8 protein-coding genes are annotated in these 11,228 nt (G+C 55.1%); all 8 read left to right on the top strand.

Annotated elements, in window-relative coordinates; all coding sequences use genetic code 11:
- The first annotated feature begins 16 nt into the window (after positions 1 to 16).
- The 8 genes from BUA93_RS16795 (at position 17) to BUA93_RS12135 (ending at position 11,205) form a co-directional block, all read left to right on the top strand.
- Positions 17 to 976, top strand: a complete 960-nt coding sequence (locus tag BUA93_RS16795) for an FISUMP domain-containing protein (RefSeq protein WP_072979808.1) — start codon at positions 17 to 19, stop codon at positions 974 to 976.
- Entirely contained in the window at positions 973 to 1,890 is a 918-nt protein-coding gene (locus BUA93_RS12165) for a formylglycine-generating enzyme family protein (protein WP_072979806.1), read from the top strand. Before BUA93_RS16795 ends, BUA93_RS12165 begins: the two co-directional genes overlap by 4 nt.
- A 55-nt stretch (positions 1,891 to 1,945) precedes the next feature.
- On the top strand, positions 1,946 to 2,452 hold the full coding sequence (locus tag BUA93_RS12160; protein ID WP_083597414.1) for a copper resistance protein NlpE N-terminal domain-containing protein: 507 nt from the start codon (positions 1,946 to 1,948) through the stop codon (positions 2,450 to 2,452).
- A 2-nt stretch (positions 2,453 to 2,454) separates the two neighbouring features.
- On the top strand, positions 2,455 to 3,222 hold the full coding sequence (locus BUA93_RS12155) for a LytR/AlgR family response regulator transcription factor (protein WP_072979802.1): 768 nt from the start codon (positions 2,455 to 2,457) through the stop codon (positions 3,220 to 3,222).
- Positions 3,223 to 3,246: 24 nt separating this feature from the next.
- The gene (gene lepB / locus BUA93_RS12150; protein ID WP_072979800.1) at positions 3,247 to 4,650 is read left to right on the top strand and encodes a signal peptidase I; all 1,404 of its coding nucleotides are present in this window, start codon (positions 3,247 to 3,249) and stop codon (positions 4,648 to 4,650) included.
- Positions 4,650 to 6,446 (top strand): Ig-like domain-containing domain, encoded by a 1,797-nt coding sequence (locus tag BUA93_RS12145; protein WP_083597412.1) that lies wholly within the window; start codon positions 4,650 to 4,652, stop codon positions 6,444 to 6,446. The genes lepB and BUA93_RS12145 overlap by 1 nt, the downstream gene beginning before the upstream one ends.
- A gap of 40 nt (positions 6,447 to 6,486) precedes the next feature.
- A complete protein-coding gene (locus tag BUA93_RS12140; RefSeq protein ID WP_072979798.1) occupies positions 6,487 to 9,234 on the top strand; it encodes a helicase C-terminal domain-containing protein in 2,748 nt (915 codons plus the stop codon).
- Positions 9,235 to 9,321: 87 nt separating this feature from the next.
- A complete protein-coding gene (locus BUA93_RS12135; protein WP_072979842.1) occupies positions 9,322 to 11,205 on the top strand; it encodes a hypothetical protein in 1,884 nt (627 codons plus the stop codon).
- Positions 11,206 to 11,228: the final 23 nt, after the last annotated feature.

The following is an 11,228-nucleotide window of genomic DNA, read 5'->3' as shown; positions in this document are numbered from 1 at the left end:
TTTAGGGCTGAAAGAAATGAAGGGTCTGCTTCTTGTTATACTCCTTTTTCTTGCCGGGTGCGGCAACGAGTCCGTGAACGAGGCTAAGCCTAGCCCCGGTGGAGTTTCATATTCCAGCAGTCCAGAAATTAATCCGTTCGTTGATTCCTCGGATTCACCCGAACCTGTTGCTTATTCAAGTTCCGAAATTGTTTTAGAGGAATCGTCCTCAAGTTTGCAAGTCTCCTCGTCGGCGGAGGAATCTTCATCCAGTGAGGATACGGAATGGAGTTCTTCTTCGATGCCGCAAGGTTGTACTGGACCTGCCTGCTATTTATATAGCTCGTCTTCCTCGTCTAGAATTACAATCGTTTGTGATGAAATGGTTGACGAACGGGATGGGCAAACATATAGAACTGTGACTATAGGTGGTGAAGTTACTTGGATGGCAAAAAATTTGAACTATGCTTATCTGCAACCGACCGCAGACTTGGATTCTTCGAGTCGGTGCCTTGGTAATTGGTCAACAGGATGTGACGAGTATGGACGACTTTATCTATGGTCCGCGATGATGGATAGTGCAGCCATTTTTTCGGATAAAACGAGGGGATGCGGTTATTATGAAACAGCAGATGAATGGGTAAAATGCGATAGTAAGGGAAATATTCGGGGAGTTTGTCCAGAAGGATGGCGTCTTCCTACATACAGTGATTATCGTAAGTTGATTCCTGCGCGAACTTCTATAGACATGTTTTGGGCTTGTGATGATGTTTTTTTTGAAGAAAATGAGATTTGTGATGATGTGTTTTGTGAAGAACAATTGCGAATAAAGGAAACTGTTTTTTGGCTTGCTGAGGAAGAAAATTTTGCATATGGAATTGTTGATAATTATGGATATCGCGTGGTATTAGAATCTGAAGTGAGAGATTTGATTAATGCATCTAAGAAAGAGTATTACGCAGTTCGTTGTGTAAAAGATGAAGAGGTTGAAGAATGAAGCGTCGATTTTTTTGTTTGTTGACGACAAGCCTGTTGGCTTTTGTTTTCGGGTGCTCTGCTGACGGGAGCGCCGTGGAATCGGATCCCATTACCCCCGAGGGTGGCGGCGGTGGTTCGTATACGAAATCGAGCGAAAGCAAGGTTGCTGAATCTTCTAGTTCCGGTGCCGAGGCGGATTCTACCCAGGATTCGACGGCATCGCCGCTGCAGCGCCTTTCCGAATACCTGGATATGGTCGAAGTCCCGGCGATGGAGTTTTCCAAAGGTTCGGCGAAATACCGGGTCTCGGCGTTTTCTATCGGCGAGACGGAGGTGACGCAGGGCCTTTATCGCGAGGTGATGGGTGAAATTGAGGAATGGCTGGGGGAAAACCATCCTGTTTTCAATGTGAGCTGGTACGATGCGGCTCTCTTCTGTAACGCGCTTTCCAAGATGGCAGGCCTCGATACCGCCTATGTTTACGAATCGGTTGACACAAAGGGTTCTTTAACTAATTTGTCTGTAAATTACGCTGCGAAGGCGGTCCGCTTGCCGACGGAAATGGAATGGGAAGTCGCGGCCCGCGCGGGAACGACAACTACCTATTACTGGGGCACAGAAACAGCCTCGAAATATGCGTACTACGCACAAAGTAAAGGTCCCGTGGAGGTCGCTGGATATCTGCCCAACGCGTATGGCCTTTACGACATGGGCGGAAATGTCGCCGAATGGACGAATGACTGGTATGCGGCTTATCCGACGACCGCCCAGGAAAACTATACCGGGGCGAATAGTGGTGACTACAAGGTGGTTCGCGGCGGTGGCTGGCCTGACAAGGCGCCTGCGCTTGCATCTGCCGAGCGCGACAAGGAGGACCCGAAATACCGTAGCCAGAAGGTGGGTTTCAGGGCCGTGTATTCCGAAGGTTTTTAGAGGCTATCTCCTAATCGCAAGAGCCAGAACATAATCCTTTTTCTAAATTAGGCGCATGAGTGGAAAAAAGTTGTTGTTTTCGCTGTGCGCCGTAGCCCTGCTCGTAGCCTGTTCCGAAGAAAAGTCGGAGCCGTTGCCGGACCTTCAGCCTGTAGAAATTCCGAAGGATGTGCCGGGGCTCTATTCGGGGCGCCTGCCGTGTGATGACTGTACGAGCCGCATGGTCCGTATGACCCTTTCCGAAGACAGCTCTGTTGTTGCGACCCAGCTGACCCTGCGCGACACCATGGTGACGGATACGCTCCGGGGTACATACGTGGTGACGGATTCCTCCATCAAGATTTCACTTTCCGATAATCAGCTCCATTGGAATTTCAAGCGCATCAAGTTCGGTAACTTGCGCTACATGACATCTGCCGGCGTGCCCTACGAAGACAAGGATGGCCTGCACGCCGATTTTATACGTATTTACAAGGCTCCGCTCAAGCCTGTTGCCAGGAATTCGGCGGAACCTGATTCGTCTGCGGAAAAGCCCGTGGCGACCGATAGTTCGAAGGAGTAGCGATGCAGTGCACTGCCCTAGTGATTGATGATGAACCGCTTGCCCGCAAGCGAATGATGCAACTGTTGGAACCGTTCTCTTCCGAGATAGAGATCTTGGGCGAGGCCGGCTCAGGTGCGCAGGCGGTCAAGATGATTCACGAGATGCTTCCCGATGTCGTGTTTCTCGATATCCAGATGCCCGACATGGATGCGTTCGAAGTGCTGCATTCCTTGCAGGGCGAGGACATGCCGCTGGTCATCTTTACGACGGCTTACGATAATTTTGCGCTCAAGGCGTTCGAAGAGAATACGGTGGACTATTTGCTGAAACCCGTGGATCCGGAACGTCTCGCGACCGCCATCGAGAAACTGCGCCGCATGATTCCGCAGGTGGACGATACAACGGTGCCGCCCGGTTTCAGCTGGGAAAAGCTTTGCAACCTGGTCGACATGAGCGCGCTTTACCTGCAGCGCCTGCAGGTGAAGGTGGGCGACCGTATCGTGTTCGTGAACATCGACGAGGTGATTCGTTTCCACAGCGAAGAGAAGTACACGACGGTCTATACCGTGAACGGTCAGTACGTGATCGATACCCCGCTGGTGGAACTCGAAAAGAAACTGGACCCGAGGCACTTTACGCGCGTGCACCGTTCGCACATCGTGGCGATCGACTATATTGCCGAATGCCGCAAGGGCGATGCGGGCCGCATGGTGATGGTGCTCCGCGACAAGGCGGCGACCCAGCTGGTGGTAAGCCGTTCGCTCGTCAAGAAAATCCGCAATCTCTAATTGCAATTCATAGTTGAATACCCGATGGAAAATAAAGAAGAAAAGTTTTCGGCGAAAAAGTTCTTGAAGGGACTGCTCCGGGAAATCATTGTCCCGGTGGCGCTCGCCTTGATTGTCATCCAGTACGTGATTCAGGCATTCCAGATTCCGAGCGGCTCGATGGAAGATACGCTGCATACGGGCGATTTCTTGCTGGGTCTCAAGTTTACCTACGGTTCGCCGATTCCGTTCAGCAACCAGAAGTTCCCCGGCTATGCGTACCCGGCCAAGGGCGACGTGGTGATTTTCCGCTACCCGGGCGAGCCCGAGTATCCTGACGGAAATCCGGCGCGTTATACGCACCTGTTCAATGCGCTCATGTTCGGTAACCTCTACTGGGATCACGAACCGAAGGCTGGCCAGCCGCACCTGGTTCATTACGCCGATGGCCCGAAGGACTACATCAAGCGCTGCGTGGCGACGAGTGGCGATACGGTGGCGGTGCATAAGGGGCGCCTTTACATTAACGGCGTGCTGCAAGATACTTTGCCCGGTCGCGGCAAGTACACGGCGACGGCGCGTACGTTCTCTCCGCGCGATGAACGCGATGCGTTCGTGGTGCCGTCGGTGGGCGATACGTTTACGGTCGCGGATATGCCGCTCGAAAAGCTGTGGTGGCTGCGTTCGCTGGTGGCGCAGGAAAATCCGGACGAATCGGTGGAATTTGAAATTTCGCTGTGGAAGGACAGCGTCGAGATCAATAACTATGATTTCGAAAATTTCAGGATTCCGGTAGAGAATGACCGTGGCCTTGCGCTGAATGAACTTTTCCGCAGGAACCGCATGGTGCTGCAGCAGCGCTTGACGCAGGGCGATACGGTTTCTGGCGTGATGTCCTTTGCGTATTTCAAGGAACTTTCGCGCATCGGTTACCTGCCGATGATTGACCCGAACATCCAGGGCGGCTTTATGCGCCCGGTGAGCTACATGGCGTTCGAAGGGTCGCTCTTGCGTGACCTCGAAGGGAATGTCGCCTTGCTGAACCAGGCCGAAGAAGATAGCGCGGGAACTGTAGAAATGGTCGAAGTGGATGCTCCGCAAGACGGAGCCGCTACGGTGGAAGGGGTCGCGGGCGATACGCTTGATGCCCCGGCGAAGTCGAAGTTTGAAATCCGCCGCAGGCTGCTCCTGGGTGGCAAGCCGCTCGAAACCTACGTCGTGAAGACGCCGCAGTTCTTTATGATGGGCGACAACCACGACAATTCCGCGGATAGCCGCTACTGGGGATTTGTATCGCTGCGTAACATCCGTGCGAAGGCGTTCGTGATTTATTTCTCGTTCGAAAACGATGACGAGGCGTTCGTCCTGAAGAATCCGTTTACCTGGTGGCGCCTTCCGTTCCGCATTCGCTGGGGTCGCCTCGGCAAGATGATCCACATGATCGACTGATGAAGTTCTTGGGTTCGAAATACGGTGCGTTTTTTGCAGGGTTCTGCGGTGTGGCGCTTGCCGCGTTGCTTCTTGCGTCGTGTGCGACACAGGTAGCTCCGGGCGGTGGCCCCGAAGACAAGCTCCCGCCGCGCGTGGCGGCGGTGTATCCTGCACCGAATACGACGAACCATCCGAACGAACTTTTGGTGAGGCTCGAATTCGACGAGTGGATCAACGCCTCTATTCCGCGCAGCGCCGTTTCGATTTCTCCGCCGATCGACAAGAAGCTGCGTTTCGAGGTGAGCGGGAGTACGCTCGAACTTTCGTCGCGAGCCGTGCTCGATACGGGAACGACTTACACGGTTACGTTTGCGGGCGGTATCAAGGATTTGCACGGGAACGCGCTCGCGAAACCTTTCCAGGTGGTTTTCTCGACGGGTGCGATTATCGATTCCCTGACGGTGACTGGCCGCGTGCTCGTGAACCAGGCGATGGCCCGCAAGAAGGAATACCCGAGTATCGGCCTTTTCTTGCTGGGCGAGGAACGCAACTCCAGGCATTATCTTGAAAAGTACCGTGACACGACCACCAAGGAAATCAGCAAGGAACCGTTGCTGTTGAAGGAACCTCCGCTGTACGTGACGCGCGCCGACAGCGCCGGACACTTTACGCTCACGGGCCTTAAGGCGGGGCGCTACCGCGTGGTCGCCTTTGTCGACGGCAACGGTAACCAGAAGGTGGAACTTTCGACGGAACAGGTGGGCCTCTGGACGGGCGACCTGAACCTCACCGCCGAATCGACCGATACGCTGTGGCTTGCCGTGGCCGACATGGATACGACCAAGCTGGAACTTGAGTCGGTGACGCAGCCCTTTGCGAATGTGCTCGAGGCGAACTTTACGCGTGGCGTGTACTTTGATTCCGCGTTTACCGATACCGCGAATTGCCACTTGACGTCTCCCGAGAACAAGGTGCTCTATCCGAAGCTCGTTTACCGGAGCGTGAGTTCCAACAGACCGCAGTTCTACTTTGATCCCGCGCCCAAGGGAGAGGTGCTTTACAAGTTCGCCTGCAATGCGGCGAAGGATTCGATGTTCCGCCCGCTCGATACGCTCCGCAACGAGGTCGAATGGGAATGGAAGAAGATGGAATCCGATACGCTCCCGCCCAAGGTTTCGGGCGTAAGGAGCAATTCCAAGGCGAAGGCGCTGTTCCCCGACGATTCGTTGATTGTGTATTTCAACAAGCCGAAGCTAGATTCGCTGGAACAGACTTTCTTCGTGGCGGTCAACAAGGATACGACGCAGGTGCAGGTGAAGCAGGTGGACCCGGTGCGTTTCGCGGTCGAGAAGACGGCGCCCTGGCAGACCGACATTTCGGTGATTTTCCTGATGGGTTACATGGATACGACGCTTGCCGCCGCCGACAGCAACGGGAAACGCGACACGGTAATTGTGCTTAAGTACCAACGCCTGCAGAAATTCGAGACGGTGAGCAAGCTCAAGTTCGCGAAACTTCGCGGAAAGATTCCGGGGGCGAACCCGAAGGCGATCGTGCGCCTGCTTTCTGCAGAAACGAATCAGTATTATATGGAACATTGCAAGGGCGACGGCAGTTTCAGCTTTGATGACCTGGTGGAAGGCGCCTACCTGATGGACTACTACTACCCCGAAGAAGGCAAGGACCTGCCCGATGCGGGCTCCGTGGAGCCGCTGCGTTACGGTTCCGCCTGGCGTGCCATCAGCGATACGCTCAAGGTGAAAAACGGCGAGAACGTTCTGGATGAATTGACGAAGGCGGTGCCTTCGCTGTAGATTTTGCTGTAATGCCGCAAAAAGTTTAATGAGGAATGAAATGGAAATGAAATCTTTCGTGGCGATTGACTTGGAGACGACGGGTCTCGATTTTGAGAAGGACGAAATTATCGAAGTGGCACTGGTGCGTTTTGAGAATGGCGTCCAGGGAGAATCCGTTGACTATTTGGTCAAGCCGACTTCGGTGACGCTGCGTCCTTTTATCGAATCGCTTACGGGAATTAGCAACGCGGACCTCGAGAATGCGGAACCGTTTGCGGCCGTGGCGCAGAAGATTTATTCGTTCATTGGCGACCTGCCGATTGTCGCGCACAATGCGATGTTCGATTCCAAGTTCCTCAAGCAGACTTTTGCGAAGGTGGGAATCTCGTTCGAGAACCATCCGGTGTGGGATTCACTGACGGTTTCGCGCATTGCTTACCAGGATGTGCCGAACCACCGCCTCGATACCTTGGTGCAGGAGCTGGGCATTGAACGCAGCCGTGCGCACCGTGCGCTCCCCGATGCCGAAGCCTGCGGTCACCTTTTTGTGATGGCGCTTGACAAGATTGCGAATTCGGACCCGTGGCTCGTGGATGTTCTCGCAAGAATTGCCAGGGGTTCGGACTGGTCGCTTGTATGGGGCGAATCGGAGAATGCCTCGGAGCTTCCGCAGTTCAAGCTGCCGGATGTCCCGCTTGAAAATGCGCCGGTCAAGGAGCGCGCCCCCCGCGTGAGCGAGTTTTTTAAGGAGGGTGGGCTCCTTTCGACGAAGGTTGAAAATTTCCAGGTGCGCCACAACCAGCAGGATTACGCCTCGGTGGTGGAACGCAACATGCACAAGGGCGGCCTCTGCGTTCTGGAAGCTCCGACGGGTTCGGGAAAGTCGCTGGCCTATCTGGTTTCTGCCGCATGCAAGGCGGTGTCGGGCGAACGCGTCGTCATCAGTACGGCGACCCGCGCGCTGCAGGAACAGCTCTGGAGCAAGGACATTCCGCTGGTGGCAAGCCTGTTCGACGGCAAGCTGAAGGCGGCCGTGCTGAAGGGCCGCGAAAACTACCTGTGTCTCCGCAAGTTCGAAGAAATCGTGAAGGCTCCGCAAAACCTGCTGCTCAGTGACGAACGCGATTCCTTTATGGCGATCGTGCCGTGGGTCTACGCGACCGAAACCGGCGACGTGAACGAGTGCAATTCGTTCAGCCAGGGCCGCAATCGCGTTCTCTGGTCCAAGATGTCCAGCTCCGCGAAGTCCTGCCTCGGCGAAAAGTGCCCGCATTACAACAAGTGCCCGGCCCTTGCCGCCAAGCGCCGCGCGATGAATTCCAACTTGGTGCTGGTGAACCATTCCCTGTTCCTTGCCGACATGGGCCTCGATTTTGCACTGCTTCCGCTGTACGAACATATCGTGTTCGACGAAGCGCACCGACTCCCGCAAGTGAGCCGCAATGCGTTCGGCCGCACGGTGTCCTTCTTTGCGCTCCGTAACATCATCAAGACGCTCGTGCCTTCGAAGGGCCACGAGGTCGAAAACCGCGACGGCCTTGTCGCTGAACTCGAAAAGCGCATTCCCGCCGAAGAAACCGAACTGCACGCAAGCTGCGTGAACCTTACGGAATCGCTCACCGAAACCGAGAAGGCGCTGCACCGTTTCTTCATGAAAATTGGCAAGAAGCTTGCGAAGCAGAAGAACAACCGCAACGGCTTTACCTACGCTTCCGGCATCATGGCCGAATACGATGCCGACCCTGCGACGTTCATGGAACAGGGCCTGAATGCAATCAAGCTTGCCGAAAGCCTTTCCGCCTCGGTTTCTGCCAGTGCGGCTCTCGCGGCCTCCAAAAAGGAACTGTCGGGCCTGCTCAGCGATGTGGGCGGCCGCATGACGGAACTTTCCCGTTTCTTGCAGGACTTCGAATTCGTGGTCAAGGCGGGCCGCGACGATTGGGCCTTCTATATGGAAGATCCCTTCAATCCGCATACCATCAAGCTGCACGCCAGTCCGCTCGACGCGTCTGCCCCGTGGAAAGAAAAGTTCTATCCGTGGATCAAGTCGGCTACATTTACCTCGGCGACGCTCTCGGTGCAGGGCGACCTTGATTACTTTGTCCAGAAAATGGGAATGGATTTCCCGGACGGCAAGAAGACGCCCTTCCTGCGCGTCTATAGCGAATCGGCAAACAAGGATGCCCGCCGCTCGGTCATTGTCGCGAAATATCTGCCCAAGCCCTCGGCTCCGGAATACAACGATGCCGTGAACGAGACCCTTATGGCGGTTCTCCCTGAAGTCGAGGAGAACACGATGGTGCTGTTTACCAGCATTTCGGCGATGATGAAGGCGCAGGCGGCACTTGCGCCGGTGTTCGCCGAAAAGGGCAAGTTGCTCCTTTGCCAGCATGTGGACGGTTCGCTGGACGGTCTGGTGGCCATGTTCCGCAAGTCCCGTGGCGCCTGCCTGCTCGGCTGTCAGAGCCTGTGGGAAGGCGTAGACTTCCCGGGTGATGCGCTGAAGTTGCTCGTGATTCCGAAGCTCCCGTTCCCGAACCCGGTGGATCCGCTGGTGGCGGGTGTCGCGAACAAGATGAAGGCCGAAGGCAAGAACGCGTTCAAGGAATTCTTTGTTCCCGAGGCCTATATGGAACTGCGTCAGGGACTCGGTCGTCTGATCCGTTCCGAAGAGGATTCCGGCAAGGTGCTGGTGCTTGACAACCGCATCGTGACGGAGCATTACGGCAAGAGTTTCATGCGAATCTGGAACAACAAGCAGACCGTGGTCGCCTCGATCGACGAAGTGAAAGCCTCGCTGCGTTAGTCGTTAAAGTTTCGTTGTGTTCGTCGCTGCACTGGCGGCACCTGAAAATTTTTCTATATTTGGCCACCCTAGTAAAGGGTGGAATTGATGTTTGACTTGAATGCTTTCTTTGACGGAATGTCCAAGCCACTTCTTCGCAACGCTCATGCGAAGGCCTTTGGCCATAAGGGCTTGTTGAACAACGCTTTGATTCAGAACGAGACGCTTTCTTTTTATAACGACAAGAACCGCGTGGCGGCGTTGTGCGAAAAGATGGAACCGTGGCAGCATCGCTGCATGGAACTCATTTACAACAGCGCGTCCAGGGGACTCACCTACAACGAGCTGCGCCTTACGGTCCCGGTAAGTAAGGCGCGCGACCTGCAGACATTCCTGCTTTCGATGTGCCGCGAATACTTATTGTGGCGCACCGCCGTCGGAAATACGACGGTCTATTACGGATTTTCGAATTTTACCGGTTGCTTTGACTTGCCCGTGACGCCGTTGCAGAGTGTTCCGGGGAACGGCCTTGCCTACCAGAACCTGGTGGATTGGCATATCTGCATCGTGCTTGCGAATGCCATGCTCGGTGACCTCAAGCTGAACAACAGCGGTGTGCTTCACCGCCGCAGCTACCAGATTTGCACGGATTCCTTTGTCATGGCGAAGCAGGTTTGCGATAAGGCTGCCGAAAACGAGCTTTCGCTGATATTCAATTTCCTTACGGGGAATGGCTGGCTGGAGCAGCAGGATTCGTGTCTGGTTCCGTCGGAAAAGGCGCTTGAATTTATCCGCAAGAACGGCTTCCGCCTGCACCAGGATCTGCTTTCCTGGTGGCTCAAGGAACGTTTCCGCGGCGACCGTAGCCATTGCGTTCGCCTGTTGCGCATGCTCGAGAAGCCGTTGTCCGCCTTCGAGGCTTCCCGCCTGTTCTGGGTGATCGATCCGAGCTTCAGGTTGCAGGAAAAGGGAAGCGAGCTCACGTGGGATTTCCTGCCCCGCGCCCTCCGCGAATTGTGGCTCCTGGGCTTTGTCCGCATCACGCTTTTAGGCGGCAAGATTGCCTCTGTCGTGCTGGACCAGTCCGGCAAGGATTGGCTGGAATCGTCCATCGCCTCTATTCCCGAGCAGAACATTTCGTGCTTGCCGAACTTCGAGCTGATCGCCTCTACGGGCACGGCGCCGCGAGTCCTCTTTATGCTGGCGTGCCTCGCCCATGTCGAGAATGACGAAATGTACCTGCGTTTCTCGCTGAACCGTGAAAGCTATATGCGCGGTCTCAAGTGCGGAATCGCCGAATCCGAAATCGAAAGTTTCAAGGCTTGGATCAAGCCGCCCGTGAACGTGGAATCGACCCTTGCCGAATGGAATTCGTCCTACTACGGCGCAAAGGTGCAGACCGTTCGCCTGCTCAAGATCGACAGTGCGGAAGTCCTCGGTGAACTTTCCCGTTTCCCGCAGTTCATGGAATGCGCCGAAGAGTTCATTCCGGGTTACGGCTTTGTACTGAAGCCCGAACTCGAAGGGCGCGCCTTCGAAATCCTGACGAACTACGGCTACTGCCCCTTTGTCGAAAGGAACAGCGAGAACCGTACGGCGGCTCCTGTCGACGAATGGCGCAAGGACTTTGCCGTGGCCTGGCCCGAAGCGAAGGCCCCCGACTACGAACTCAAGGAAATCGTGGATTCCGAATCGCTCCGTACCGCACTCAATTCTACGAAGTACGGCAACAATTACCAGCGCCTGAGCAACTTCGACCTGGTGCAGGTGCTGCGTTACGCGAAGACCGTCGGTGCGCTCATCGGTGCGAAGGTGAAGAATCCCGCGAAGCGTGGCGACAAGGAAATCGAGCGGAACTTCTTCGTGCATGCGCTCAAGCTCGCGAAGTCGCCCCAGTTCATCGAGATTCAGCCTTACGGAAGCGATGCTCCCGAAATGCTTGAACTTTCGTTTATCCAGGAAGTCAAGGTCTACAACGGGAAACAGCCGTAGTCAGGTAATGCTACGGTGCGCTC

Source organism: Fibrobacter sp. UWH4, assembly GCF_900142475.1.
GTDB lineage: Bacteria > Fibrobacterota > Fibrobacteria > Fibrobacterales > Fibrobacteraceae > Fibrobacter.
Note: the sequence above shows the minus strand (reverse complement) of the source record. Positions and strands in the feature narration are given on the sequence as shown.

Excerpts from the sequence above, each read along its gene's own strand:
- BUA93_RS12145 (WP_083597412.1), top strand. The coding sequence starts at position 4,650 with ATGAAGTTCTTGGGTTCGAAATACGGTGCGTTTTTTGCAGGGTTCTGC.
- BUA93_RS12140 (WP_072979798.1), top strand. The coding sequence starts at position 6,487 with ATGGAAATGAAATCTTTCGTGGCGATTGACTTGGAGACGACGGGTCTC.
- BUA93_RS16795 (WP_072979808.1), top strand. The coding sequence starts at position 17 with ATGAAGGGTCTGCTTCTTGTTATACTCCTTTTTCTTGCCGGGTGCGGC.
- lepB (WP_072979800.1), top strand. The coding sequence starts at position 3,247 with ATGGAAAATAAAGAAGAAAAGTTTTCGGCGAAAAAGTTCTTGAAGGGA.
- BUA93_RS12155 (WP_072979802.1), top strand. The coding sequence starts at position 2,455 with ATGCAGTGCACTGCCCTAGTGATTGATGATGAACCGCTTGCCCGCAAG.
- BUA93_RS12165 (WP_072979806.1), top strand. The coding sequence starts at position 973 with ATGAAGCGTCGATTTTTTTGTTTGTTGACGACAAGCCTGTTGGCTTTT.
- BUA93_RS12160 (WP_083597414.1), top strand. The coding sequence starts at position 1,946 with ATGAGTGGAAAAAAGTTGTTGTTTTCGCTGTGCGCCGTAGCCCTGCTC.
- BUA93_RS12135 (WP_072979842.1), top strand. The coding sequence starts at position 9,322 with ATGTTTGACTTGAATGCTTTCTTTGACGGAATGTCCAAGCCACTTCTT.